Source organism: Cryptosporangium minutisporangium (assembly GCF_039536245.1).
In the GTDB taxonomy this organism is placed as follows: Bacteria; Actinomycetota; Actinomycetes; order Mycobacteriales; family Cryptosporangiaceae; genus Cryptosporangium; species Cryptosporangium minutisporangium.
Map to the genome: position 1 here is coordinate 17,619 of NZ_BAAAYN010000038.1, position 25,743 is coordinate 43,361.

At 72.2% G+C, this 25,743-nt stretch carries 25 protein-coding genes; 10 read left to right on the forward strand and 15 right to left on the reverse strand.

Features of this window, described 5'->3' with window-relative positions:
* Positions 1-15: 15 nt before the first annotated feature.
* The 6 genes from ABEB28_RS27075 to ABEB28_RS27100 all read right to left on the reverse strand — a co-directional run bounded on the left by ABEB28_RS27075 (position 16) and on the right by ABEB28_RS27100 (position 6,835).
* A complete protein-coding gene (locus tag ABEB28_RS27075) occupies positions 16-1,707 on the reverse strand; it encodes a thiamine pyrophosphate-dependent enzyme (RefSeq protein ID WP_345731038.1) in 1,692 nt (563 codons plus the stop codon).
* On the reverse strand, positions 1,704-2,636 hold the full coding sequence (locus ABEB28_RS27080) for an amidohydrolase family protein (protein WP_345731039.1): 933 nt from the start codon (positions 2,634-2,636) through the stop codon (positions 1,704-1,706). The genes ABEB28_RS27075 and ABEB28_RS27080 overlap by 4 nt, the downstream gene beginning before the upstream one ends.
* Before the next feature lie 57 nt (positions 2,637-2,693).
* Positions 2,694-3,890 (reverse strand): L-2-hydroxyglutarate oxidase, encoded by a 1,197-nt coding sequence (gene lhgO, locus ABEB28_RS27085; RefSeq protein WP_345731040.1) that lies wholly within the window; start codon positions 3,888-3,890, stop codon positions 2,694-2,696.
* Positions 3,887-5,335, reverse strand: coding sequence for an aldehyde dehydrogenase family protein (locus tag ABEB28_RS27090; protein WP_345731041.1), 1,449 nt, complete (start codon positions 5,333-5,335; stop codon positions 3,887-3,889). Before ABEB28_RS27090 ends, lhgO begins: the two co-directional genes overlap by 4 nt.
* A 357-nt stretch (positions 5,336-5,692) precedes the next feature.
* On the reverse strand, positions 5,693-6,163 hold the full coding sequence (locus tag ABEB28_RS27095; protein ID WP_345731042.1) for a DUF6098 family protein: 471 nt from the start codon (positions 6,161-6,163) through the stop codon (positions 5,693-5,695).
* A gap of 105 nt (positions 6,164-6,268) precedes the next feature.
* Positions 6,269-6,835, reverse strand: a complete 567-nt coding sequence (locus tag ABEB28_RS27100) for a hemerythrin domain-containing protein (RefSeq protein ID WP_345731043.1) — start codon at positions 6,833-6,835, stop codon at positions 6,269-6,271.
* Positions 6,836-6,984: 149 nt separating this feature from the next.
* Here ABEB28_RS27100 and ABEB28_RS27105 point away from each other — a divergent pair, with 149 nt between their 5' ends.
* The 3 genes from ABEB28_RS27105 (at position 6,985) to ABEB28_RS27115 (ending at position 9,818) form a co-directional block, all read left to right on the forward strand.
* Positions 6,985-7,227, forward strand: a complete 243-nt coding sequence (locus ABEB28_RS27105; protein WP_345731044.1) for an acyl carrier protein — start codon at positions 6,985-6,987, stop codon at positions 7,225-7,227.
* A 186-nt stretch (positions 7,228-7,413) separates the two neighbouring features.
* A complete protein-coding gene (locus ABEB28_RS27110; protein WP_345731045.1) occupies positions 7,414-8,796 on the forward strand; it encodes a cytochrome ubiquinol oxidase subunit I in 1,383 nt (460 codons plus the stop codon).
* On the forward strand, positions 8,793-9,818 hold the full coding sequence (locus tag ABEB28_RS27115; RefSeq protein WP_345731046.1) for a cytochrome d ubiquinol oxidase subunit II: 1,026 nt from the start codon (positions 8,793-8,795) through the stop codon (positions 9,816-9,818). The genes ABEB28_RS27110 and ABEB28_RS27115 overlap by 4 nt, the downstream gene beginning before the upstream one ends.
* Before the next feature lie 135 nt (positions 9,819-9,953).
* Here ABEB28_RS27115 and ABEB28_RS27120 read toward each other — a convergent pair whose 3' ends face one another.
* A complete protein-coding gene (locus tag ABEB28_RS27120; RefSeq protein WP_345731047.1) occupies positions 9,954-10,310 on the reverse strand; it encodes a hypothetical protein in 357 nt (118 codons plus the stop codon).
* A gap of 82 nt (positions 10,311-10,392) precedes the next feature.
* The gene (locus ABEB28_RS27125; RefSeq protein WP_345731048.1) at positions 10,393-11,142 is read right to left on the reverse strand and encodes an AfsR/SARP family transcriptional regulator; all 750 of its coding nucleotides are present in this window, start codon (positions 11,140-11,142) and stop codon (positions 10,393-10,395) included.
* A 355-nt stretch (positions 11,143-11,497) separates the two neighbouring features.
* Here ABEB28_RS27125 and ABEB28_RS27130 point away from each other — a divergent pair, with 355 nt between their 5' ends.
* The 3 genes from ABEB28_RS27130 (at position 11,498) to ABEB28_RS27140 (ending at position 13,989) form a co-directional block, all read left to right on the forward strand.
* Positions 11,498-12,406 carry a manganese catalase gene (locus tag ABEB28_RS27130; protein ID WP_345731049.1) on the forward strand — a complete coding sequence of 303 codons (909 nt, stop codon included), beginning with the start codon at positions 11,498-11,500 and terminating at the stop codon, positions 12,404-12,406.
* A gap of 87 nt (positions 12,407-12,493) precedes the next feature.
* Positions 12,494-12,727: a hypothetical protein gene (locus ABEB28_RS27135; RefSeq protein ID WP_345731050.1), complete on the forward strand. Its 234-nt coding sequence runs from the start codon at positions 12,494-12,496 to the stop codon at positions 12,725-12,727.
* Positions 12,724-13,989, forward strand: a complete 1,266-nt coding sequence (locus ABEB28_RS27140) for an Nramp family divalent metal transporter (RefSeq protein ID WP_345731051.1) — start codon at positions 12,724-12,726, stop codon at positions 13,987-13,989. Before ABEB28_RS27135 ends, ABEB28_RS27140 begins: the two co-directional genes overlap by 4 nt.
* A gap of 68 nt (positions 13,990-14,057) precedes the next feature.
* Here the strand turns inward: ABEB28_RS27140 and ABEB28_RS27145 are convergent, their stop codons facing one another.
* The 5 genes from ABEB28_RS27145 to ABEB28_RS27165 form a co-directional block, all read right to left on the reverse strand.
* The gene (locus ABEB28_RS27145; protein WP_345731052.1) at positions 14,058-15,233 is read right to left on the reverse strand and encodes a zinc-dependent alcohol dehydrogenase; all 1,176 of its coding nucleotides are present in this window, start codon (positions 15,231-15,233) and stop codon (positions 14,058-14,060) included.
* Positions 15,230-15,706, reverse strand: a complete 477-nt coding sequence (locus ABEB28_RS27150; protein WP_345731053.1) for a hypothetical protein — start codon at positions 15,704-15,706, stop codon at positions 15,230-15,232. Before ABEB28_RS27150 ends, ABEB28_RS27145 begins: the two co-directional genes overlap by 4 nt.
* 13 nt (positions 15,707-15,719) lie before the next feature.
* Positions 15,720-16,115 carry a hypothetical protein gene (locus ABEB28_RS27155; protein WP_345731054.1) on the reverse strand — a complete coding sequence of 132 codons (396 nt, stop codon included), beginning with the start codon at positions 16,113-16,115 and terminating at the stop codon, positions 15,720-15,722.
* 49 nt (positions 16,116-16,164) lie between these two features.
* Positions 16,165-16,458: a hypothetical protein gene (locus tag ABEB28_RS27160; protein WP_345731055.1), complete on the reverse strand. Its 294-nt coding sequence runs from the start codon at positions 16,456-16,458 to the stop codon at positions 16,165-16,167.
* Positions 16,459-16,855: 397 nt separating this feature from the next.
* A complete protein-coding gene (locus ABEB28_RS27165; RefSeq protein ID WP_345731056.1) occupies positions 16,856-18,241 on the reverse strand; it encodes an SLC13 family permease in 1,386 nt (461 codons plus the stop codon).
* Positions 18,242-18,351: 110 nt separating this feature from the next.
* On the opposite strand from ABEB28_RS27165, the gene ABEB28_RS27170 reads away from it, so the two are divergent.
* Complete coding sequence (locus ABEB28_RS27170; RefSeq protein WP_345731057.1) at positions 18,352-19,110, forward strand: sulfite exporter TauE/SafE family protein; 759 nt, start codon at positions 18,352-18,354, stop codon at positions 19,108-19,110.
* Here ABEB28_RS27170 and ABEB28_RS27175 read toward each other — a convergent pair.
* The gene (locus ABEB28_RS27175) at positions 19,094-20,602 is read right to left on the reverse strand and encodes a GGDEF domain-containing protein (RefSeq protein ID WP_345731058.1); all 1,509 of its coding nucleotides are present in this window, start codon (positions 20,600-20,602) and stop codon (positions 19,094-19,096) included. The genes ABEB28_RS27170 and ABEB28_RS27175 overlap by 17 nt on opposite strands.
* On the reverse strand, positions 20,599-23,496 hold the full coding sequence (locus ABEB28_RS27180) for a hybrid sensor histidine kinase/response regulator (RefSeq protein WP_345731059.1): 2,898 nt from the start codon (positions 23,494-23,496) through the stop codon (positions 20,599-20,601). The genes ABEB28_RS27175 and ABEB28_RS27180 overlap by 4 nt, the downstream gene beginning before the upstream one ends.
* 214 nt (positions 23,497-23,710) lie before the next feature.
* On the opposite strand from ABEB28_RS27180, the gene ABEB28_RS27185 reads away from it, so the two are divergent.
* The 3 genes from ABEB28_RS27185 to ABEB28_RS27195 all read left to right on the forward strand — a co-directional run bounded on the left by ABEB28_RS27185 (position 23,711) and on the right by ABEB28_RS27195 (position 25,733).
* On the forward strand, positions 23,711-24,214 hold the full coding sequence (locus ABEB28_RS27185; protein WP_345731060.1) for a response regulator transcription factor: 504 nt from the start codon (positions 23,711-23,713) through the stop codon (positions 24,212-24,214).
* 101 nt (positions 24,215-24,315) lie between these two features.
* Complete coding sequence (locus ABEB28_RS27190; protein ID WP_345731061.1) at positions 24,316-24,801, forward strand: dimethylamine monooxygenase subunit DmmA family protein; 486 nt, start codon at positions 24,316-24,318, stop codon at positions 24,799-24,801.
* On the forward strand, positions 24,798-25,733 hold the full coding sequence (locus ABEB28_RS27195) for a PDR/VanB family oxidoreductase (RefSeq protein ID WP_345731062.1): 936 nt from the start codon (positions 24,798-24,800) through the stop codon (positions 25,731-25,733). The genes ABEB28_RS27190 and ABEB28_RS27195 overlap by 4 nt, the downstream gene beginning before the upstream one ends.
* The last annotated feature ends 10 nt before the right edge of the window (positions 25,734-25,743 follow it).

The window sequence follows — 25,743 nt, forward strand, 5'->3', positions numbered from 1 at the left end:
GGATGCCTCCAGGTATCAGCGGACGACGCGGACGTCGACCAGCGCCGTGACGCCTGCCCGGACGGACGCCAGCGCCGCCTCCAGCGCGGGACGCAGCGCGTCCAGCGACGTGACCTCCGTGCCGTGCAGGCCGAACGGAGCGACGAGCTCGGACAGCGGGGGTTGGTCGGACAGGTCGACGCCGAGGAAGTTCTTCTCGTTGACGGCGGCCCCGTCCGGGTAGAACCGCACGTGGTTGAGCTGCATCGACAGGTACTTGCGGTTGTTGAAGACGACGACCAGCACCGGCAGGTCCAGCGACTTGGACGCCGCCAGCGACTGCACGATCGGGTTGTAGAGGAACGAGCCGTCCCCGACCGTCAGCACCACCTCACGGCCCGGATCGGCCAGCTTGGTGCCGAGTGCCACGCCGATGCCCTGGCCGAGGCCGCCCTGGACGTAGCTGTACCGGCCGGGCCGGTCGGCGCGCAGGTGCGCCGAGACGACCCGGGCGTGCGTGATCGTCTCGTCCACCACGGCGGCGTCCGGGTCGATCAGGTCCCGCAGCGCGTCGACCACGGCGGCGGCGTCGAGTTTCCCGGAGGGCGACGGCAGCGGCGCCGGGGCCAGCCGAGCGCGCCGAGCGGCCACCAGTGACTCGTCCACGCCCATCGCCTTGACCGTCGCCACCAGCGCGCGCAGCGTCGGGCCGACGTCGCCCTCGAGGTACTGGTCGGCGCCGAGCACCTGGTAGTCGACGTGCGGCCGGTGCGGAACGTCGTCGACAACCAGGATTTCTGCGTCCTGCGGGCGGTTGCTCGGCGGGTACCAGGGCGCGCGCGTGCAGGCGAGCACGATCAGATCCGCGTCCGCGGTCAGCGGCCCCGGATCACCGCCGCGGTGCAGCCCACTCGTCCGCGGGAAGTTGCTGCAGACCGCCGACTGCGGTTCGACCACCGGAATGGCGAGCAGCTCGGCCAGCTCGACCAGAGCCTCGAATCCGTCGGGGTGGCGTCCGACCGACTCGGTGAGCAGCACCGGACGCTCGGCCGCGATCAGCCGCCGGGCCGCGGCCTGCAGATCGGGCTCGGTGCTCACCCGGGAGCCCGGCAACGCGAGCGGACGGCCGACGATCGACGGTGGCGTCCACGGCTCGAGCAGCACCTCGACCGGCACGTTGAGGTACACCGGCCCGGCCGGCCCGCGGCGCGCGAGCTCGGCGGCGCGCAGCACCATCTGGTACAGGTTCGACACGCTGCCGACCTGCGACGACCACTTGACGAACGGCTGCGCCACGGCCTGCGGCCCGCCGACGATCGACAGGTTCCGGTACCACTGCGAGCCGGGGTCCACCTCGGTCTCGCCGTACGTCAGTGACTCGGAGGTCGCGACGATCATCCCCACGCCGGAGAGCAGCGCACCGTGGATACCGCAGGCACCCTGCAGCAGCCCGGGAACCGTGTGCAGCAGGACCAGCTGCGGCCGGCCGGTGGCCAAGCCGTACCCGGTGGCCATCGCGACCGCGAGCGTTTCGTGCATCAGATCGAGGTAGCGGGGGCCGGCCACGCCGTCCCGGGCCTGCCGGGCCAGCGCCTCCCACACCGGCGCCCACTCCGACCCCGAGGAGCAGAAGATGACGTCGACGTCCAGGTCCCGGGCGGCGACGAGGAGGGCCTCGCCGCCGTCGAGACGGGCCCCGCCGGGGTCGGCGCCGGGTTGCTCGCTCACTGGCTCTCGGCGGCCATGGCGGCCGCTGTGGCCGCCGCTGTGGCCGCCGTGGCCGGCGCGAGCTTGCCCGAGGACGGCACCGGCCAGTCCAGGCACTCGGAGATGCCGCGTCCCATGACGTAGTCGAGCTCGTCCTCGGTGAGGTCGAAGTGCTCGGTGAACTGCTGGATCGTGTCGGTGTAGGTGAGCCCGTGGCCGAGCAGCCGGGTGATGTCGGTGCCCCAGAAGCAGCGCTGAGGGCCCATCGCGTCCACCATCTCGCGGACGTACTTACCGATGTTCAGATTCGGGAACGGCGCCGTGGAGTAGCCGGGGATCGCCGAGACCTTGACGTAGATGTTCGGGTGGACGTGCAGGTCCGCGGTCTCCTTGACCCAGTAGCCGATCGCGTCGTCGACGCAGCGGGCCATGATTCCCATGTGGTCGATGATGATCTTCAAGGCGGGGTGCCTCGCGGCGATCGCCCCGAGCTCGGCCTTCCAGATCGGGGCGTGGACCATCGTCTTGATGTCCAGCTCCTCGGCGAGCGGCCAGTACCAGTCGTTGGTCCCGTCGATCATCCAGTTCCGGTCCTGCGGCCGGTGGAACGTCAGCCGGGTGCCTTTGACGTACGGGTTCTGGGCGAAGTCCTTCATCATGGCCGCGCCCTCAGCGGGCTTGTTCTGCGGGATGCGGGCCATGATGCCGAACCGGTCGGGGAACGCCTCGCAGGCCTCGAGCGCGTAGTCGATGCGGTCGCCCTCCCAGGACGGCGGCAGGATCAGCGCCCGGTCGACACCCGCCTCGTCCATCAGCTCGAGGGCCTCCTCGTAGCTGAACGGGTCCTCGCGGTGGCCGTTGAGCCGGATGCGCTCCCGGGCACCGGGCACCCACGGACGGTCGGGGGTCTCCTCTTTCCAGATGTGGATCTGGGAATCGACGATGAACATCGGGCGGTCCTTCGCTCTTCGGGGGACGGAGTAAGTCGGTAAGGCGGGGAGAGCGCGTCAGCTGCTCGACGGCTCGGTCAGGCGCGCGACGACGTGCTCGGCGATCGCCAGCGCGGACGTCGCAGCCGGCGACGGTGCGTTGCGGACCGCGAGAACCGGGCCGAGCGCGCTGATCCGGAAGTCGTCGACGAGCGAACCGTCCCGGTCGACGGCCTGCGCCCGGACACCGGCCGGCGCCGGCACCAGGTCGGCCGTGCGCAGCGAGGGCACGTAGTGGCGAGCCGCCGCGGTGAACGCCCGCTTCGACAGCGAGCCGCGCATCTCGACGATGCCGGCCTGCCAGTGGCGGAGCGCCAGCTTCCGGAACCCCGGCCAGGCCAGCGTGCGCCCGAGATCGCGGAGGTTCACGTTCCGCCGGAGGTATCCCTCGCGGGCGAGGCTGAGCACCGCGTTCGGTCCGACGTCGACCGTGCCGTCGATCCGCGGCGTGACGTGCACGCCGAGGAACGGGTACGCCGGGTCGGGCACCGGATAGACCAGGCCGTTGACGAGATTCGCGCGCTCCGGAACCAGCCGGTAGTACTCGCCGCGGAACGGGATGATCGCGGGCGCCCGGTCGTCGCCGGCCAACTCGGCCACCACGTCGGACTGCAGCCCGGCGCAGATCACCAACTGGTCCAGCGTCGTGTCGGTACCGCCGGCTCGCACCCGGATCCGCTCGCCCGCCCGGTGGATCGCGGTGACCGCGGCGGAGAATCGGACCTCGCCACCGGCGGTGCGGATGTCGTCGGCCATCGCGCGGGCGACCGCGACGTAGTCGACGATCGCCGTAGTGGGGGAGTGCAGCGCGGCGGCTCCGGCGACGTTCGGCTCGAGCTCGCGGAGCGCGGCGGGGTCCAGCCAACGGACGCCGGGCACACCGTTGGCGTCGGCCCGCTTCTCGATGTCCTTCAGCCGGGCCACCTCGACCTCGTCGCGCGCGACGACGACCTTGCCGATCTCGTGGTAGGCGAGCGCGTGCTCCGCGCAGAACTCCTTGAGCAGGGCGACGCCGCGGCGGCACAACGTCGCCTTGAGGGAGCCGGGCGTGTAGTAGAGGCCCGCGTGCACGACGCCCGAATTGTGGCCGGACTGGTGCTGCGAGACGTCGGTCTCCTTCTCGAAGACGACGACGTCGGCGCCCTGCTGGGCGATCCGGCGGGCGATCGCGAGGCCGACCAGGCCCGCGCCGACGACGCCGACCCGCGCGCTCATGAGGCGTACCGGACGGCGACGGTCTTGGCCCGGGTGTAGAAGCGCAGCGCCTCGGCGCCCTGCTCCTTGAACGGGGAGCCGGAGTCGCCGAAGCCGCCGAACGGCATGTGCACGTCCCAGCCCGAGGTCGGCAGGTTGACCGACACCTGCCCGGTGTCCACGCGGTCGGCGAACTCGTACGCGCGCTGCAGGTCTCGGGTGAACACCGCGGCGGCCAGCCCGTAGACCGAGTCGTTGACCGCGGCCACGACCTCGTCGAACCCGTCAACGACCCGGACGGCGACGACCGGGCCGAACACCTCGTCGCGCCAGAGTGAGTGCCTCCCGTCCACGCCGGTCACGACCGTCGGCTCGACGTAGCAGCCGTGGGCGTAGGCCTCGTCCGCCGGGGCGCCGCCGCCGAAGCGGACCACGACGCCCTCGGCGCGGGCCCGGTCGATGTGCTCGAGCACCTCGGCGCGGTGGCGCGCGCTGACGACCGGCCCCATCGTGGTGCCCTCGGCGTCGCCGGGGCCGAGCCTCACCTGCTGGGCGGCGTCGATCAGTCCGGCGATCAACGGTTCGGCCACCGCCTGCTCGACGACGACCCGGCTGGTGGCCGTGCAACGCTGCCCGGCCTGCCCGAACGACGCGGCGGCGATCGTGCTTACCGCGGCCGCCAGATCGGCGTCGGCGAGGACCGCGGACGCGTTCTTGCCACCCATCTCGGTCTGCACCCGCACGTTGCGGCCGGCCAGCCGGTGCTGGAGCCGGCGCCCGATCCCGGTGCTGCCGGTGAACGACATCGCGGTGATCCGGGGATCGTCCAGCAATGCCGCCTCGATCTCGCGGATCCGGCCGGTGACGACGCCGAGGACACCCGCGGGGAGGCCCGCCGCCTCCAGACTCCGGGCCAGGTGGAACGCGACCAGCGGGGTCTCCGAGGCCGGTTTGAGGATGACCGCGTTGCCGGCGATCAGCGCCGGCGCGAGCTTGCGGGCCGGTGTGAGCAGCGGGTCGTTCCACGGCGTGACCAGCGTGACCACGCCCAGCGGTTCACGGCGGACGCTGGTCTGGGTGCCCGGCCGGCCGTCGGCGATCAGCTCGCCGTAGGGCTGGCGAGCCCAGCTCGCGTAGTACTCGAGGAAGTCGGCGGCCTTCGTGACCTCGGTGGTCGCTTCGGCGCGGGTCTTGCCCATCTCGGCGACCAGGTCCCCGGCGATCTCGGCACCGCGGGCCCGCAGGTCCGCGGCGGCGCGGGCCATGATCTCCGCGCGCTGCAGGGGGTTGGTCGCGCGCCACCGCGCGGCACCGAGCTCTGCGGCGTCGTACCGGGCGGTGACCTCAGCGGCCGTGAGCGCCGGGACACGGCCCACCACGCGGCGGACGTCGGCGGGGTCGGTCACCTCGAGGGAGGCCACCTGCTCCGTACTCTCCACCGGCTCCTGTGCCGCGTGCACTGGCATGAGTCGTCGCCCCCTTCACCGGGAAAACGCTGAGGATCGAAATGCTGCCGAGCGGGCTCAATCGTAAGAGCGCTGCGGCGTCGCGGAAGACCTCGATAATGCAAGCTAAGGTGTACAGCCGGGCTGGTCGGGAACGCTTTTCCGCCGCGCGGCGCACGACATCATGAGGGCTCGACTCGCTATTCGGAGGACCGATGCCCTACGTCGTCATCGCCCACTATCGCGCATGCGAAGGAGCGGAAAGGCGAGTCGCGGATTCGGAGTAGGCGGATCGAGAAGTCCGCGAATTCGTGCTGACCTGACCGCGCCCCCGCTGCCCGGGAAAGGCAGCGGGGGCGCGTTCAGCGCGGGCCGGGGTCAGCGGGAGCTACGTCGGTCGAGTGGGCCCCACTCGACCGAACCCTCGGCTTCGACCAGACGTTCGGACTCGGTCAGGGCCTGGTCGGAGATCCACGCGACCGGGCCCAGGCACCTGACGAGCGGCTCGTTGTCCGGGCCGCGGCCACAGACCTCGCCGTGCATCACCCACGGACGGGTGCCCTCTCCCCGCAGGTTCCGCAGGTGGCGGTAGTCGTAGAGGCGGCGTGCGACCCAGAGCCGCAGCGTTCGCCCCTCCCACCACGGTTCGACCGCGAGCGGGTTAGCGGACAGGCCGGGCAGCCGGACGCCGGTCAGCGAGTCGCGGCTGGTGCCGCCCTGCTCGCCGTCGCAGACGTCGACATCGGGACCCAGCGACCACCGCACGTACAAGTCGTCCGGGTGCGTGACGAGTAGCTCGACGACCGCGTCGAGGTCAGGAAGCGTCGGTAGACGAGTTCCGTTTCGCACGGCGCCAGGAATGCCCCCATTCCGCAATTCCACGCGTCGATTTTTCCTGCGTGTTACGGCGTTCTCCCGGCCCGTGCCGCGGCCCGCACCGAGCGGGGGCCGGAATCAGCCGCGGCCGGACCGGCTCCATTCGCTGACCGCATCGCGCATCCGGTCGAACAGGGCCAGCGGCGGTCCCGCGAGCATGTTGCCGAGCGCGGATTCCCCCGCCGCCGGGTGGGGGCGCGTCGGTGCGACCGCCTCGGCCGCCTTCACCGCGCCGGTCATCCGCCGCAGCCGCGCCGCGTCGGTCGTCCGCCGCAGCTCCGGGAACTCCTCCTGCTCCTCGTGCGCGGCGTGCTGCAGTACGGCCCGCTCGAACGCCGCGAACCGCACGTCGAAGTCGGGGGCATCGGTGCCGAGGTCGTGCAGGTCGGACAGGACCTTCTTGGCGTCGCTCTCCTCGTGCAGCCGCGCGGCGACGACGGCCTCGCCGGCGCCGTCCCTGGCGGCCGGGTGGACCACCTGCTCCTCGGCGGCTTCGTGGACGGCCAGCAGCCGGACCAACTGCCGGAACGCGTCCCGCTTGGCGTCACCGTCGGCGGCCTTGACCTGGGCGAACAGCGCCTTGATCTGCTGGTGCTGGTCGAGCAGGAGATCGACGACGTCCTGCTCCTTGGTGGCGGTTCCCATCGTTTCCTCCGTCTCATCGGTACTGGCGCGGTCTACCCGGTGCGGTCGGGGCCATGCGCCGCTGCGTCGCTTGCGCCTCGGGTGTGTACGAGCGCCGAACGGGGGTAGCCGCCGGTCGTCAGCCGACCGCACGGAGGGACGGAGAGCCAATGGCAACCGGAGAAACCGGCTTCGACGACGTCAGCTTCGACCTGATCTCGGTGCAGTACCACTCGCTCAAGGCCGGCCACGACTACGGTCAGTACGTCCGTGACGCCAAGAATGCCGGGCGGGACGACATCGCGTCGTTCTTCGAGAAGATCATGGCCGAGGACTCGGCGCGCGCGAAGCAGTGCCACGAGTTTCTCGCCCAGCTGTCCGGCAGCTCGGAGTCCGGACCCGCACTGACCTGACGACCGCGGGCCCGAACAGCGCAGGCCCGAACAGCGCGGGCCCGGAACAGCGGACGTCGCCCGGCGCGGCGTCCGCTGCGGCGTGCCCGGACGCGGTGTTTTGGACGCGGTGTTTTGGGACGCGGTGTTTTGGGACGCGGCGTCCTTGGATCCAGCGCGCGGACCGATCGGCGGACGGGAGAGACGATGACCGTTGACTGGGTGCTCGCGGCCGACCCCGAACAGCTGCTCCCCGCCCGGCAGCAGATGGCGTTCACGCTCGGCTTCCACATCATTCTGGTGCCGTTCGGAGTCGCGTTCACGTTCCTGATGCTGATCGCGAACTACCGAGGCTTGAAACGGGGCGACGACACCGCGCTGCTGCTCGCGCGCCGGTGGTCGCAGGTCGCCGCCGTGTTGTTCGCGGTGGGCGCGGTCTCCGGCACCGTGCTGTCGTTCGAGTTGGGCCTGCTCTGGCCGGGGCTGATGGGGACCTATGGAGCGGCGTTCGGGATCCCGTTCGCGATCGAGGGCCTGTTCTTCTTCATCGAGGCGATCTTCGTCGCGATCTACATCTACGGCTGGGAGCGCATGAAGCCGTGGCCGCATTTCTGGACCGGCGTCCCGGTCGTGCTCTCGGGCATCGGCGGGACGTCGTCGGTCGTCGCGGCGAACGCCTGGATGAACCAGCCGGACGGCTTCACGATGCGGAACGGCGAGGTCGTCGACGTCCGGCCGATGGACGTTCTCCTCAACGACGCGTTCGGGTACGAGGCGCTGCACATGCTGCTCGCCGCGTACATGGTCGCGGGCTTCACGGTCGCCGGGGTGTACGCGGTCGGGATGCTCCGCGGACGCCGGGACCGGTACCACCGGCTGGGCTTGTTGATCCCGCTCACGGTCGCCGCGATCGCGACGCCCATGCAGATCGTCGTCGGTGACGTGGCGGCCCGCGAGGTGTTCCACAACGAGCCGGCGAAGTTCGCGGCGATCGAGGCGCTCTACGAGACCGACACGCACGTGCCCGAGGTGCTCGGTGGCTACTACGCGGACGACGACGTCCACTACGGGGTCCACATCCCGTGGGGAGCGTCGATCCTGTCGGGGTACGTGCCGTCCACCGAGATCAGAGGGCTCGAAGAGGTACCGACGGAGGTCCGGCCGACCGACCGTGCCGTCACGATCGTCCATCTGAGCTTCGACGTGATGGTCGGGATCGGGATGGCGCTGCTCGGGCTCTCGGCGTGGTTCGGGTGGTCCTGGTGGAGGAGACGGGACCTGCCGCGGAGCAAGTGGTTCCTCCGGGCGACCGCGGTCAGCGGGGTCGCCGCGATCGTCGCGATGGAGGCCGGCTGGGTCGTCACCGAGGTCGGCCGCCAGCCGTGGACGGTCGTCGGACACCTGCTCACGCGGGACGCGGTGACCACCGAGGGCAACATCTGGCTGCTGTACACGGCCACGCTCGTGCTCTACACGGCGGTCGGCGCGGCCACGCTCTACGTGCTCGGGCTGATGCGGCGCCGATGGCGCGCGGCCGACGACCCGACCGTGCCGTACGGGCCCTCCGCGGTGGGGGAGGAACGGACATGAGCACGTTCGCCGCGGTGGTGCTGTTCCTCGGCGTCGTGGCCTACGCCGTGCTCGGCGGAGCCGATTACGGTGCCGGGTTCTGGGACCTCACCGCCGGGGGCGCTCGGCGCGGCCGCGAGCCCCGGCACCTGATCGACGAGACGCTGGCGCCGGTCTGGGAGGCGAACCACGTCTGGCTCATCTTCTGCCTGGTGATGTTGTGGACCGGCTTCCCGGAGGCGTTCGCCGCGATCACGACGACGCTCTACGTGCCGCTCGGTCTCGCCGCGCTCGGCATCGTCGTCCGCGGCTCCGGGTTCGCGTTCCGCAAGGTCGTCGTCCGCACCGACCAGCAGCGGGTCACCGGAGCGGCGTTCGCGACGTCGTCGGTGATCACGCCGTTCTTCCTCGGGACCGTGGCCGGCGGGATCGCGTCCGGCCGGGTGCCGACCGGCGGCAGCGGGGACCCGGTCACCAGCTGGGTGAACCCGACGTCGCTGCTCGGGGGAGTGCTCGCTGTCGGCGTGTGCGCGTTCGTCGCCGCGGTGTTCCTCACTGCCGAGGCTTGGCGTCGCCCGGTGCCCGCTGCCGAGCTGGAACGCCGCAAAATCGCCGACCTGGGGCGCTGGTTCCGCCGCCGGGCGCAACTCTCGGCGTTGGTGACCGGGGCGATCGCGCTGGCCGGGATCGCGATCCTGCGGGCGGACTCGCCTCGGTTGTTCGACGGCCTGGTCTCTCGCGGACTGCCGTTCGTGCTGGTCTCCGAGGTGTGCGGCCTGGCCGCCCTGATCCTGCTCGGCCGCGCTGCGCCCCGCGTCCTGCAGGGTCTGGCGGTCACCGCGGCGGGAACGGTCGTCGTCGGCTGGGGCGTCGCGCAGTACCCGTACGTGCTCGGCACGCACCTGACGATCGCCGAGGCCGCGGCCCCGCCGCCGACGCTCTGGGCGCTGACGATCGTCGCCGCGGTTGCGCTCGCGGTCGTCGTCCCGGCGCTGGGCCTGCTCTTCTCGTTGCAGCAGCGCGGTCAGCTCGAGAGCCACTGAGTTCGAGCTACTGGGTTCGAGAGCCACTGAGTTCGAAAGCTACTGAGTTCGAGAGCTACTGGGCGTGGCGACGGCTGGCTCAGTGGCGACGGCCTGGCTCAGCTCAGCCGGAGGGCTGAGACAGGTGGGTGGCGGCTAACCCCTGGGCTGAGCGGGGTTCGTCGGGTCGCCGTGCGACGGCGGGTTGATCGGCGGTGCGGTGGTGGTCTGCGGCGACACGCCGCCGGTGGCCGCACCCGCTCCGTGGTGCGCGAACGGCGCCGGCGTGTCGTCGGAGCTGCCCCGCAGCGCCTGCCGCAGCCCGTCCAGCCGGTCGGCCAGCACCTCGACGATCTCGGTGGACGCTCCGCCCTCGACCGCGTGGGCGTGCATCCGCTCGACCTGGGCCGCGGTCAGCGGCTCCAGCTGGGTCCGCAGGTCGTCCGGGGTCAGACGGTCGTACTCCGGTAGGGCGAGCTCGTCTCGCGCGGTGTCCTGCCGGGTGTCCGCCATGTGGCCCTCCTCGGCGCTGTCGATGGGTGGGACGCCGGGGGTTTCCCGGCGATGAAATGACCGAAACATCGGTTGATGTGGTTCAGGCGGAGCGGGCGTCCAGGGAGCGGACGCTGCGGGAATCGGCGGATCGACCGTCGACGGGACGGCCGAGCAGTGAGGCCACCACGGCCCGGGTGGCCGGTGCCGGCGGCAGCCCCAGTTCGTCGCGGAGCAGTCTCCGCACCGTGTGGTAGTGCCGCAGCGCCTCGGCCGGATTCCCCTCGGCGAGGTGGATCTCCATGACTCGCCGATGAGCACTCTCCCGCAGCGGCTCGGTGGAGACGGCGGCGAGCGCGGCCTGCAAGGCGAGGTGATGGTGGCCGTGACGGAGGGCCCGGTCGGCGGACTCCTCCAGGCGGTGCAGCCGCAGCTGGCGGAAGCGCTCCCGCTCCGCCTCCACCCACGGCTCGTCCCACTCCGGCAGTACCTCACCGCAGAGCTGCGTCACGTCCAGCCGCTCGGCCAGCGCGTCGTCCTCGGCGAGGTGCAGGTCCACCTCCAGAACCGGCGTGAGCCGGACTTGGCCCCCGTCCGAGTCGACCAGCCGCTCCCCGGCCGGTGCCGGCAGCCGCCACAGCGTCGACCGCAGACGGGTCGCTGCGGATCGTTCGTCCAGGTCGGGCCAGAGTGTCGCCGCCAACGTGCGGCGGTGCACGGCCCTGCGCTGCAGGGCCAGGAACGCGAGAAGCCGCTGCGCCGAGCCGCACACGCGGACGGGCTGCTCCTCGTGCCGGAGGTCGAACGCGTTGAGCAGCCAGAGAAGGGTGCTGCCCGATCGCGAAGGACTCATGAGTAGTGCGCCTCTCCTTGGTGGCCGGTCGTCGGGCCCCGCTGCTGGAGCGCTCTCGGCATGGGCGGGGTGACCCGGATCGCGTCCGCTACACCTGATCGAATCCAGGAAATTCGCGCGCGCCAGGACGCCCAGGTGATGCAGGTGAGACAGGGCGGAGACGCGCTCCGGACGCCGGGCGAACGCTTTCCGGACGCGAGCGGGACGTCCACCGGACGCCGCCGGGCACGCGGCACGGACGGACAGTGACGCGGTACCGGGACGGCAGCGCAGACGAGTCCGGGACACGGGTCCGGCACGGTGCTTCCAGCGGTCGGGGATGCCGGCCGCTCATCCCCGACGTGAGGAGCACCTGGTGTACCGCCACGTGAAGAACCTGCAGTTCGAGTCGAAGCCGCAGAAGCCGGACGCCGTGCTGGCGATGAAGATGCAGGAGCTCGTCGCCGGTCAGTTCGGTGAGATGACCGTGATGATGCAGTACCTGTTCCAGGGCTGGAACTGCCGCATTCCCGGCAAGTACAAGGACATGATCCTCGACATCGGCACCGAGGAGATCGGCCACGTCGAGATGCTCAGCACGATGATCGCCCGGCTGCTCGAGGGCGCGCCGAACGAGACCACCGAGAAGGCCGCGGCGGCCAACCCGGTGCTCGGCGCGGTGCTCGGTGGGATGAACCCGCAGCACGCGATCGTCTCCGGCGGCGGCGCGCTGCCGTTCAACAGCCAGGGCGTGCCGTGGAACACCGGCTACATCGTGGCGAGCGGCAACCTGCTCACCGACTTCCGGTCGAACGTCCACGCCGAGGCGCAGAGCCGGCTGCAGACCAGCCGGATCTACAACATGACCGACGACCCGGGTGTCCGGGACATGCTGAAGTTCAACCTCGCCCGCGACACGTTCCACCAGCAGCAGTGGTTGCTCGGTATCGAGCAGCTGCAGGAGGACGGCCTCGCCGACCTGATCGAGGACTCGAACTTCGAGAACGAGGACAAGATCCAGGACCACACCTACTGGGTGTTCGACGAGACCAGCGCCGGCCCGGAGGGGCGGTGGGCGCGCGGCATGACGCTCGTCGACGAGCAGGAGATCCTGGTCCAGAACCCGCCGGTGCCGAGCGAGGACACCGCGCTGCTTCCGCCGCCGGACCCGAAGCTCTACGCCACCTACGACGGCAGCCAGGGCCGCGGCAAGCCGGGTACCGCCACCGGTGCCACCGCGCAGGGCATCGCGAACGTCGTCAAGAAGGTCACCGGAACCGACTGATCTCCGCGGGTGCCCGGCGCCGCTCCCGGCGCCGGGCGCCGCGGACCCGCTCGTGTACGGGCCCACCGCTGTCCGAGGAGATAGCCAATGACTCGTTCTGCCCTCGATCGTCATGCCCTCGAGCCGCCGATGTCCGGTCCGATCGCGGCGGTGGCCCGCCACCGGCCGGGACTCGTCGCGCTCCTCGCGTTCGTCGTTCCGGTCGCCGTCTGGACCCGCCAGCCGATCCTCCTCGTGTCCGGCCTCGTCCTCGTCTCGCTGCTCGGCCTCCGCGTGTACCTCGCGACGGCAGAGGCGCAGGGCCAGGAGGTACGGCCGTGACCGCACTCCCGATGGCCGCACCGGCCCCCGCCGCCGCGGCGCCGGCGATACGGGCGCCACGCCGCGCGCTGCTGCCGTCGACCGCCGTCGGGACGCTCGCCCCTGCGCTGCTGGTCTCGGCCGGCTACGTGGATCCCGGCAACTGGGGCACGGACGTCGCGGCCGGCGCCCAGTTCGGTTACCGGCTGGTCTGGGTGCTCGCGCTCGCCACCGGCCTGGCGCTGTTCCTGCAGTACCTGTCGGCCCGTCTCGGCCTGGCGTCCGGGCAGGACCTGGCGTCGCTGCTGCGGACCCGCCTGCCCCGCCCGGCCCGGGCCGTGCTGATCCCTCCGATCCTCGGCGTGCTGGTCGTCACCGAGATCGTCGAGGTGCTCGGGGTCGTGATCGGCGTCCAGCTGCTGACCGGCTGGTCGACCGGCTCCTCGGTGGCGGTCGCCACCGCGCTCGTCGTCACGATCCTGGTCGCGCCGCCCGGCGTCGCCCGCCGGACCGTCTACACCTGCCTGGGGCTGGTCGGCGCGGTGTACCTGACCGTCCTGTTCCTCAACGGCATCGGCGACGTGGTCGCGGGTCTGCGCCCGGAGTCGCTGCCGCCCGGCGGGATCGTGGTCGCCGCCGGTCTGATCGGCGCGGTCGTCATGCCGCACAACATCTTGCTCCACAGCGCACTCGCCCGGGACCTGCGGCACGCCGCGGACCGGCGGGACGGTGGACAGGCGACGCCCGCCCGGCTGGCCCGGCTGAGCCGCCGCTCGCTGACCACCACTGCCGCCGCGCTCGGCGTCGCGTTCGCGGTGAACTGCGCGATCATGTCGATCACGGCCAGCGGCTCGAGCAGCGGCACCGACCTGGCCGGTGCCCTCGGCTCGTCCGCGGCCACGTTCGGCGCGGCCACCACGATCCTGTTCGCGATCACGCTGATCGGCGCGGGCCTGGCGTCCTCCACGGCGGGCGGCATGGTCAGCGCCGACGTGATCAGCCGCCTGCTACCGAGCTTCCCGGCCCCACCGGCCGTCCGCCGGATCGCTTGCCTGGTCCCCGCCGCGCTGATCGCGGGCAGCGGCCTACCGCAGGTCACGGTGCTGGTCTGGAGTCAGGTCCTGCTGACGGTCGCGCTGCCGCTGGTGCTGGTGCCGCTGGTGTGGTTCTCCAGCGAGCGACGGACGGTCGGACGCTGGGCCCTCACGCCGGCCGTCCGGGGCGTCGCGATCGCGGTGACCGGGGGCATGTTCCTCGCCGGTCTCGCGTCCCTGCTGGCCTGAGGCGCCCGGAACGCCGAACGACCCGCCGTCTTCCAGACGGCGGNCGCTCAGCCGCGGCCGGTGGGTGCTCAGGCGGACGGTTCGAACACCGCGCGGACGCAGTTGTCCTTCTTCTCCTTGAACAGCTCGTACCCCTTCGGACCCTGCTTGAGCGGCATGATGTGCGTGGCGAGGTGCTCGGTGAGCAGCTCACCCTTCTCCATCCGCTCCAGCAGCATCGGGATGTAGCGCTGGCCGTGCATCTGCGCGCTGCGGACCGTCAGGCCCTTGTTCATCATCGCGCCGAGCGGGAACTTGTCGACGACCCCGGCGTAGACGCCGAGCACGAAGACCGAGCCGCCCTTCCGGCAGTTGTAGATCGCTTCCCGCACCGCGGTGGGCCGGTCGGTCTGCAGCCGCAGCTGGTGCTTCGCCTGGTCGTAGAGGAACTCGGGCCCGGGGGAGTGGGCCTCCATCCCGACCGCCTCGATGCAGACGTCCGGCCCGCGGCCGCCGGATCGCTCGCGCAGCTCACCGCCGACGTCGGTCTGCTCGTAGTTGAGCGTCTCCGCGCCGATGTAGCGCCGCACCTGCTCGAGCCGGTACTCGTAACGGTCGATGACGATCACCCGCTCGGCGCCGAGCAGGATCGCTGCCCGGGCGGCCATCTGCCCGACCGCGCCGGCACCCCACACCGCGACGACGTCGCCGGGACGGACGTTGCCGAGGTCGGCGCCCATCCAGCCGGTGGACGCGGAGTCCGAGGCGAACAGCGCCCGCAGGTCGCTCACGCCGTCCGGGATCGGAAACGCGCCGACGTCGGCGAACGGGACCCGGATGTACTCGGCGTGGCTCCCGGCGTTGCCGCCCATCGCGTGGGAGTACCCGAAGCAGCCGCCGGGCGCGAAGCCCCAGAGCTCCTCGGTGATCGCCGGGTTCTGGTTGCCGTTGTCGCAGAGCGAGTACAACTCCTGCGCGCAGTACCAGCACTTGCCGCAGGAGATGAACGACGAGACCACGACCCGGTCGCCGACGCGGTGGTTCGTCACGTTCGGCCCGACCTCGACCACCTCGCCGACGAACTCGTGCCCCAGCACGTCACCGGCCTTCATGAACGGGATGTAGCCACCCACCAGGTGCAGGTCGGAGCCGCAGGTCACGGTCTTGGTGACCTTGACGATGATGTCCCGGGTGTTGATGATCCGCGGGTCCGGGACCTTCTCGACCTGCAGCTTGTTGACGCCCTGCCAGGTCAGCGCCTTCACCGGCCCTCTCCCTTCGCGTGCGCGATCGCCAGCTCCAGCGGCTTGCCGGTGAGCGTCTTCTTGGTCGTTCCGGGCCGGTCCGGCGAGAGGATCTCGCCGGTCTCCAGGAGTTGCCGCGTGTCCCGGAGGGCCTTGCGGACGGCCTGGCGCGGGTCGGTTCCGGCGGCGCGGGAGGCCGCCGCCTTGACCCCGCTGGGCTCACCTTCGGCCAGCCGGACGCCGATCTCGGTGCCCTTGTCGCCCGGCGCGGGCCGGATCACGATCTCGGTCTCCGGGCCGAGCTCGCGGAGCGGCTCGGGCAGCAGGCCGTCGGCCTTGACCTGGTCGGGGGAGACGTTCACGGTGACGAACCGCCACCTCGACGTGTCCGTCGTCGCGGTGCGGTTCCGCGCGCGGCGGGTTAGCAGTTTGCGGGCGGCCCAGCCGGTGCCGCCGACGACGGCTATCGCCGTGGCGCCGCGTACTCCTTGCATGGTTTCGTCCACCTCACCGGGTATCGGAAATGTGTGCCCGGCGTCGTACCCCACCGAAGCGCGCTGAATCCCCAACGCATCGCTGCGGCGAGTCGAGGGCGGTCGCGAACGCCGGTCGGTAGCGGACCGGCCACCGTCCGGTTCGGATCGGCTGTTCGACGAGCGTGTACGACGCGAGGGCGAGGGCCGCCGTCGCCGCGCACCGGACGCCCAGCAGCGCACCGCCGCTCAGACCGGTCCGGTCGGCGTCCAGCAGCAGGAACGTCGGCCAGTGCCACAGGTAGAGCCCGTAGGAGATCCGGCCGATCCCGACCAGCGGTGGCAGCGCGAGCGTCCGCGCGGTGAGCCCGTCGGGCCGCGTCTCGATCCGGGCGACGACCACGGCGACCCCCAGCACCCCGATCCCCACCAGCGCCAGCGCCGCTCCCGCGGCGGCGGCTCGGCGGATTGTCGAGTCGTCAACGTGGCGAGGGCCTTCTGCGCGTTGACTTCTGGGCAAGCCGTCGTTGGGGGCGGGCGAGCGCCACCGCTAGCGCGCAGCCGATCAGCAGGCCGAAGCAGCGGGTGCCGCTGCCGTGGTAGGTCGGGCCGGGCTCGGCCTCCGGCCCGGCGGCGACGGCCATCGCGATCGCCGAGGCGGAGGCCCCGGCTAGCGCGAACACGCCGAGCCACCGGGCCGCGAACCGGTCGGCTGCCGGCGCCCCCGCCGGACGCGCGCGGCTCCGGGCCCGGCGCACCGCCAGCGCGCACATCCCGGCGGCGACCAGCGGCCAGAGCAGAGAGAACTGCTCCTCGATCGCGAGTGACCAGGTGTGCTGCAGCGGCGACGGCGCGGCGGTCAGCGCGACTTAGCCGGTGCCGCGGTCGATCATCCGCCAGTTCGCGACGTAGGCGAGCGCGGCCAGTGCGTCACCGCGCAGCAGCGACGTGATCAGGTACCCGGAGAGCACGAAGAACACGTCGACGCCGAGCCGGCCGCCGGGCAGCCGGGGGAACTCCGGCGTGGAACAACAGCACGATCAGGACGGCAACGGCGCGTAGTCCGTCCAGTGCCGGCGGTAAGCGATTCGCGCAGCGCGCGGTGTGGACGCTCGCGGCCGTTCTCAACCCCGAGTTGCCGCTGATTCCGCCGAAGTGCAGCGGCGCTGCTCAGCTGGGCCCCCATCCGGGCAGAACGAGCGCCGCCCACACCAGCAGTGGCCCGATGAGCACGACGATGACGCTGTACACGAGGATCTGCCGGTAGAACACCGGTTCCGCGATCGACTCGGGGCGGTTGGCGAGGATCAGCGCCCCGTTGGTCGAGAACGGGCTCACGTCGACGATCGTCGACGAGATCGCCAGCGCGGCGACGAACATCGCCGCGTCGACGCCGCCGTTCACCACCAGCGGGACCCCGATCGGGATGATCACCGGAAGCAACGCGGTGGACGACGCGAACGCCGACACGACGCCGCCCACGTAACAGAGCACCAGCGCGCCGAGCACGGCCGTGCCGAGCCCGGCCGCCCAGTTACCGACGAACTCCGGCGAACCGGCCTCGGTGAGCACGGTGGCGTAGGTGCTGACACCGGCGACCAGCAGTACCGTCGGCCAGGCGATCTGGCGGACCGCGTTGCGGTTCCGGGTCGGGGAGAGCGCGGTCAGGATCACCGCCGCCGTGATCGCGACGAACCCGATGTTCTTGTCGAAGGCCAGTGCGACGACGGCGACCGCGAGGAACGCGACCAGCGTGAGGATCTGCTCCCGACGGCTGCCGGTGTCGTCGGTCCCGGCCGACCCGGTGCCGGTGTCGGTGTCGGTGTCGGTGTCGGTGTGCGCCAGGGTCCGGCTCCGGGTGCGTCCGGCCGCCGTGCTGCGGACGGTCGCGAGCGGGTCGTCGGCAGTGGCCGTGGCCGTGGTCGGCGCTGCTCCCGCCGGGGCGACGCGCCGCCGCAGCAGGTCGCGTCCGAACAGCAGGAACAGGATCACCGCCATGACCGTGTTCACGGCCAGGCTGGCCAGGAAGACCGTCAGCTCGCTGCTGGGGAGGTCCGCCTCCTCCATCACCGAGTTGGTGATCGTCCCGTAGATGCTGATCGGCGAGAAGCCCCCGCCCTGGGCGCCGTGGACGACGAACATCCCCATCATCAGCGGGTTGATGCCGTAGCGGCCGGCGAAGCCGAGCGCGATCGGCCCGATGATCGCGCACGCCGCCGGACTGGCCGCGCCGATCGCGGTGAGGAGCGCGGTGACCCCGAACATCACCCAGGGGATCAGCGCGACCCGGCCGCCGACCGCCCGGACCGCCGAGTTCACGATCAGGTCGACCGTGCCGTTGTTGCGGGCGACCGCGAACAGGTACGTGACGCCGATCAGCGTGAGGATGAGGTCTCCGCTGACGCCGGCGAGGATCTCCTTCTCGTCCAGGCCGAGCGAGTACATGCCGACGAGCCAGGCCGCGACGTAGGCGAGCGCGCCCATGTTGATCGGAAGGGCCGTTCCGGCGACGAACAGCGCCACCAAGGCGAGAACCGCCACCCATTCCGGCCCCATACGCACCTCCCGGTCGGCAGCGCGTCGAGACCGGAGTGACACCGGTCACGTCGCGTTCTTCAGGTGGCCGTGCCGCCCCGGCGGTAAACCCCGAACCTAGGATGCGGTGCATGAGCTCACCGGCCGAGTACGCGGCGGTGTTCGCGGCCGGGCTCGGCTCGGGCGTCCTGATCTCCACGATCGGGTTCGCGTCGCTGCTCAGTTTCCCGGTGCTGCTCGCCGTCGGACTGCCGCCGGTCGTCGCGAACGTCTCGAACACGATCGGGTTGACGCCGGCCGGGCTGAGCGGCTCGTTCGGTTACCGGCGCGAGCTGCGTGAGCACCCGGTCGTGACGACGGTCGTGCTGCTCACCTGCGCCGGTGGCGCGGTGCTCGGCGTCGTCCTGCTGCTGGGTCTGCCGCCGGGCGTCTTCGCGGCGGCCGTGCCGTACCTGATCCTCGTCACGTGTGTGCTCGTCGGCGTCCAGCCGGCGCTCTCGCGGTTGCTGCGCCGCGGGCGGGAACCGGCCGCCCGCACCCGGCTCTCCGGCCTGACGACGTTCTTCTGCACGCTCGTCGGGGTGTACGGCGGCTACTTCGGCGGCGGCTCCGGCGTGATGATGATGGCGGTGCTGGGCTTCGGCGCGGACCTCGAGCTACGCGTCGTCAACGCGCTGAAGACGTTGTCGGTCGCCGCAGGCAACGTCGTCGCGTCCGCGGTGTTCCTGGTCGTCGCGGAGGTGGACTGGGCCGCCGCGGGGCTGCTGGCCGTCGGGTCCGGCGCCGGCGGTTACGTCGGCGCGCTGATCGGCCGCCGGCTGCCTGCGACGCTGCTGCGGGTCCTGATCGTGCTCGGCGGCCTGGTCGCCGCCGTCATGATGCTCGGCTGACCGGGCCGCGCTCGATCGGGTCCGGCGCCGCGGACAGCGACGCGCCGGCGGCGACGCGATCGCGGCCGTTGTCCTTCGCCGCGTAGAGCAGCTGGTCGGCGAGCAGCATCAGCGCGGCCGGATCCGGCGCGTCGACCGGCAGCGTCGCGACGCCGACCGAGACGGTGACCGTGGTCGCCGCACTCCCGCTGACCGTGATCGGGGTTCGCCGGATCCCGCGGTGCACCCGGTCGGCGATCTGCCGTGCCTCCCGGGGCGTGACGCTCGGCAGCAGCACCGCGAACTCTTCGCCCCCGTAGCGGGCGACCAGATCACCGGGGCGCACTGCCTGGGTCAGCCGGCGCGCGATCTCGCAGAGCACCCGGTCGCCGCCGTGGTGCCCGTACGTGTCGTTCACGGTCTTGAAGTGGTCGACGTCGAGCAGCAGCACGGCGAGTCCGGAGCCGCCGGCGGCCCGCTCCGCCGTGGTGGCGAGCGCGTGCTCGAAGTACCGCCGGGTCCGCAGACCGGTCAGGCCGTCGGTGATCGCGACCCGCTCCTGGGCGACGACCAGGCCGGCCATCCGGGTCAGGACGAGGAGGAACAGCACCGCACAGACGGTGGCCACCAGCGGGACGTGCAGCGGCGCCTCCCGCAGGTACTGGACGAACAGCGTGGCCGGGGCCAGTAGCGACGCGCCGGCGAGCACCACCATCCGCCCGAGGCCGGCGTGCGGCGCCGCGACCGGGGACTCCTCGCTCAGCTCGCGCATCGACGGATGCAGGCCGGCCGCGCCCAGCAGGATCCACGACCCCATCCACATCGACTCCAGCCAGCCGCCCTCGGTGTAGGTGCCGGCGAAGACTTGCCAGGTGTAGAGGGCATCCGGCACCAGAACCAGCACGAACCCACTGGCGAGCAGCCTGAAGGCGGGTGGGCGGCTGCCCGCGCCGAGCATCAGCCGGGCGCCGACCGAGAGCAGCACCAGATCGCCGACCGGGTACGCGGCGGTGGTGAGCACGCCTGCGGTGGTCATGCCTCCGCCGCTCGCGCCGGGGCTGATCAGGAACACCCAGGAGACCAAGCCGGCCGCGACCGCGACGATGCTGGCGTCGACCAGCGCCGGCACGTCCCACCCCGGCGTCCGGCGCCGGATCAGCAGGAACAGCGCCACGCCGTCCAGCAGGTACTGGAGCAGGTAGAGCAGGTCGGCCACGCTCGGGTACGGCAGCGTGACGTCGACCAGGCTGGCGCCGTAGAACGTGATGTCCGCGCCGAGCGCGGACAGCTGGCCGAGCGCGAGCAGCCACCACGGCCACCGGGTCGTCGGCCGGTGCAGCCGGGCGCCGATCAGCAGGACGACGACCGCCGAGGCGTCCAGCGTCCAGTACAGGAGGTTCCGGCCGAGCTCGGGGACGCCGAGCAGCGGCGCGAGCCGGTACACGACGATCGCGATCAGCCCGAGGCCGATGAACAGGGCCCACGGGGGAACCGCTCGGGGAGACCACCTCATGCCGGCACCATCGGCGCGTACTCGGTCGCCAGGCGGTCGGCCAGGCGGGCAGCGTGCTCGGCCTCGTGGCGCAGCCGCGGCAGCACCGCGTCGGCGGCGGGCGGCGAGCCCGCGCGGGCGCCGTCCTCGACGACGCCACCCAGCTGGGCGAGGCGAACCGCGCCGATGTTGGACGCCATACCCTTGAGGCTGTGGGCGGTGCTCGCGAGCGCCGTGTCGTCGCCGTCCGCGAGCGCCTGCGCCACCTGCGCGAGCGCTCCGGGCAGTCGCTGGACGAACGACGCGAACAGCCGCGCGACCAGGGCCCGCTCGGCGTCGTCGGCGTCCGGCTCGAGCAGGTCCTCGGCCCGGGCCCGCATGGCGGCGAGGTTCTGCCGCTCGATCGTCTCGTCGTCCGCTGGCTTCTCGTGCAGTGGGCTCTCGTGCAGTGGGCTCTCGTCCACGGGGATCTCGTTCACTCGGTCCTCGTCCAGTAGGTCCTCGGCGGGCGGGACCGGTGTCATCGGGGGGTGGGAGGCGGCTGGGCCGCCCGTGGTGTGCACGGCGGCGAGCGCCGCCGCCAGGTCCGCGGCACGGACCGGCTTCGGCAGGTACGAGTCCATGCCGGCCGCACGGCACGCGGCCTGGTCCTCGACGAGCACGCTCGCGGTCATCGCGATGATGTGCGGTTGCCGCTCGTCCGGTAGCACCGCGCGGATGCGGCGGGTGGCCTCCAGGCCGTCGAGCACCGGCATCTGCACGTCCATCAACACCGCGTCGTAGTGCGTGCGGGCGAGCGCGTCGACGGCCTCCTGCCCGTTGCCGACGGTGTCGATGCGGTGTCCCAACTTCTCCACGAGGAGCTGGGCCACCTGCTGGTTGATCGGGTTGTCCTCGGCCAGCAGGACCCGCAGGCGACGCCCGGCCGACGGCGCGGGCACCAGATCGGTGGTTCGCCGTCCGCGCTGCGCGTGCTCGGGCTCAACGGCGACACCGAGCACGTGCTCCAGCGTCGACCGGACCTGCGCCGGACGGAGCGGCTTCGCCAGGACCGCGCGGAACAGGTCGTCCCCGGCGTCGTCCCGGTGGCCGCTGGCGTCGCTGAGCAGGACGAGCGGCAGGTCCCGCCCGACGGGCAGCTCCCGGATCCGCCGGGCCAGCGTTCCGCCGTCGGTACCGGCCAGACACCGGTCGATCAGCGCGAGGTCGTAGGTGACGCCGTCGGCGAGCGCCGTCAGCGCGGCGTCCGCCGAGTCGGCCTCGGTCCAGCGCAGGCCCCATCCGGCGACCTGCGCCGCCAGGGCTTCCCGGCTGCTGGCGTTGTCGTCGACGATGAGCACCGAGCGGTCGGCCAGACCGGGCACCGCGGCCCGGCGGTCGGCGCAGGCGGTCATCCGCGCGGTGAGCGTGAACGTCGTCCCGACGCCGAGCTCGCTGGACACCCGCAGGTCACCGCCCAACGCGCGGGCCAGGCGCCGGCTGATCGCGAGGCCGAGCCCGGTCCCGCCGTACACCCGGGTGGTGGACGCGTCGACCTGGCTGAACTCGCGGAAGAGCCGGTCGGTCCGGTCGGCCGGGATGCCGATGCCGGTGTCGTGCACGGCGACCTCGAGCTCGATCGGGCTGTCGTCGTTCCGGATCGCGGTGCCGCCGGGCTCCGCGGGCACGCGGCGGCCCGTCACCGAGACGACGATCTCGCCGCGCTCGGTGAACTTCACCGCGTTGCTCAGCAGGTTGACGACGATCTGCTGCAGCCGCGTGACGTCGCCACGCAGGAACGTGGGGCAGTCCGGGTCCACCGTGCCGACCAGCTCCAGCCCCTTGGCCTGGGCCGGCAGCGCGACCAGGCTCAGCGCGGAGTCCAGGCATTCCTGGAGGTCGAACCGGGCGTCCTCGAGGTCCAGTTCGCCGGCCTCGATCTTCGAGAAGTCCAGGATGTCGTTGATGATCGCGAGCAGCGCCTCGCCGCTGTCCCGGACGGTCTCCGCGAGCCGCCGCTGCGAACCGTCGAGCTCGGTGTCGAGCAGCAGGCCGGTCATCCCGATGACCGCGTTCATCGGGGTACGGATCTCGTGGCTCATCGTCGCCAGGAAGGCCGACTTGGCGGCGGTGGCGGCGATCGCCTCGTCCCGGGCCGCGGAGATCGCATCGACGGAGGCGTTGATGGCCTCCGCCGCCCGGCGCAGCTCGACCGGTCCGGTCGGCCGCACCCGCTGGTCGCGGTCGCCGCCGGTGATCTGCTCGGCGGCGTGGGTGATGCGCCGGACCGGAGCGGTCACCGAGTGGGTGATCCACCAAGCACCGGCGCCGATCAGCAGCGCCGCCAACGTCGAGCCCCAGAGGAGAACCCGCTGGGTGGCGGCCGCGCCCTCCGCGCGGGCGTCCTGGCGGCTGGCCAGCTGCGCGCAGGCGCGCTGCTCCATGCCGGTCAGCAACGACTGGATGCGGAGCATGTCCTGGGCGCCGCGGTCGGTGAGTACGACCGCCTGCGCGGCCGCGAATCCCCGGGTGTCGCGCAGTCGGACCGTCTCGGCCAGCTCGGCGAGCTTCACCGCGACGATCGGCCGCAGTGCGTCCAGTGCGCGCTGCTGGTCGACGTCGTCGTCGGTGAGCGTGTCCAGGTCGGCGAGCGTCTTCTCGACGTCCCGGAGGGCCTGGCGATAGGGATCCAGGTAGAGCGATCGGCCGGTGAGCACGTAGCCCCGCTGGCCGCGTTCGGCCGCCTGCAGGTGCGCCCAGACCGCGGAGACGCCGCCGAGCACCCGGTACGTCTGTTCGACCGAGACCTGGTCCCGGTCCATCGCCTCGATCCGCGCGTAGGCGCTGCCACCGAGGACGGCGGAGGCCAGCATCGCCAGGACGTAGCCGAACGCGAGCAACCGACCGACGGTCGGTGTCCAGCTCGTTCCCCGCATGCCCACTCCAGCTCCCCGTCCCGCCGATCGCTGCCCCCGGGATCAGTTATCGGCCGGTCGGGTTCCGGGCGGGCAGCGGAACGGGTGCGGCCCGGGTGCGTGCGGACGGAGCGGGGGCGCTGCAACCGGAGCGCACCCGAGCGGCACCTCTCGCCGGGGCGGAGTCTGCCGATGTTCCGGGTGACACAGGAGCACGTCGGGTGGGGGTGGGTACGTGGGGGCGATCGTGATCGCCGAGGACGACCCGGATATCCGGGGGATGATCAGCGAGAAGCTGTCGCGGGCCGGTCACAGCGTCACCGCGACCGAGGACGGGGCGGCTGCCCTGGTCGCGGTGCGCCGCTCGGTGCCGGACGTCGTCGTGCTCGACATGCAGATGCCCGGGCTCTCCGGCCTGGATGTCGTCCGGCTGCTCCGGGTCGACCCGGCCACCGCCGACGTACCGGTCATCATGGTGACGTCGCACAGTCAGGCGCAGTACATCGGCGAGAGCTTCAACTCCGGCGTGAACGACTTCCTCGCCAAGCCGTTCAGCCCGCGGGAGCTCGCCGCGCGGATCGAGCGTCTGATGGTCGACGGCCAGGAACCCGACGACGGAGGATCGACGCAGGTGGCGACGGCAGCGGAGGCCGTGGTCGACGCGCTCGTCGCCACCGAGGAGGCAGAGGAGAAGGTCGGCCGACGCCGGTTCTTCCGCCTGCTCACTCCGTCCTCCTGACGGATCATCCCGCCGGACCGGCTCCGGCCGTAAGGCGGGCACGGCGGCGTCCTGGAATGCTGGCTACCGGCCCGGGACCGCCACCGTGAAGGAGACCGTCGATGGACGCCGCCGACCGCAGCGGTCCGGGCCGGCCCGACGTCGACGAATCCGGCCGGTCGTACGCGGTGCTGGCGTTCGGGCCGGACGCCGAGCGCGTGGCTACGACCTGGCGGGCCCGTCTCGCCGCACTGGGCCGGACGGTGTGGTCCTGGTCGGGGGAGCGGGCCACCGACGCCGCCCTGGCCGCGCTCGCCGAGCAGACACGCGTCGCGACCGTCGGCTGGCGGCTGCTGCTCGCGGGCCCGGAGGCCGACGTCCTGCGGGCGCGGGCGGTCGCGATCACCGGCGGTGCCGTGGACGCGGAGCTGACCGTGGTGGTCACCGACGATCGTCGCCGCCGGGTCTGGTGCGCGCATTGCGGGAGCACCACCGAGGCCGACGTCCGCGCAGGCGATGACCTGCCGTGCGCGGACTGCGGCCGGACGCTGTCGGTGCACGCCCACGTCTCCCGGCACCGGGCCGCGTATCTGGGAGCCGGCGAGTGACCGTGCTTCGCCTCGTCGTCCGGCGAACCACCGAGGTCGCCGACGGCATCCGGGAGATCGCCTTCGCGGCCGAGGACGGAGCGCCGCTCCCGCCGCACCCACCCGGCAGCCACCTCGTCGTGGAGTCCGGACCGGCGCGGAACGCCTACTCGCTGACGAACGTCGGACGGGCTCCGGCCGAGTACACGATCGCGGTGCTCCGCCGCCCCGACGGTCGCGGCGGCTCCGAGCACCTGCACCGCCTGCGCCCCGGTGACCGGATCGCCGCCTCCCGGCCGCGCAGCGCGTTCGCCCCGGTCAGCACCGCGCGGCGACACCTGCTGATCGCCGGGGGCATCGGCATCACACCGGTGCTCGCGCACGTCCGCGACGCGCGACTCTGGGGGCGGACGGTCGAGCTGCTCTACGTGCACCGGCCGGGCGCCGGCGCTTTCGCCGGTGAGCTCGTCGACCATCTCGGGCCTCGGCTGTTCCGGACCACGGACCGGGACGCGTTCGGGCGCCGGCTGGCGACCGCGCTGACGACCCAGCCGCTCGGCACGCACCTCTACGTCTGCGGACCCGGATCGCTCACCGACCAGGTCGTGACCGAGGCGTCGGCGGCGGGGTGGGTCCCGCAGCGCCTGCACCTGGAGCGGTTCGTGCCCGCCGAGCCGGCGTCCGGGCGGGCGTTCGTCGCGCGGCTGGCCCGGTCGGGGCGGGACGTCGTGGTGCCGTCCGGCACCAGCCTGCTCGACGCGGTGCGCGCGGCCGGGATCGACGTGCCGAACCTGTGCCGGCAGGGGATCTGCGGAGAGTGCCGAGTGGGGGTGCTGGCGGGGACGCCCCTGCACCGCGACGAGTACCTCGCCGACGACGAGCGGGCCGCCGGCGACGCGGTGATGTGCTGCGTTTCCCGGAGCGAGACCGACACGCTGGAGCTCGATCTCTAACCCTCAGGTC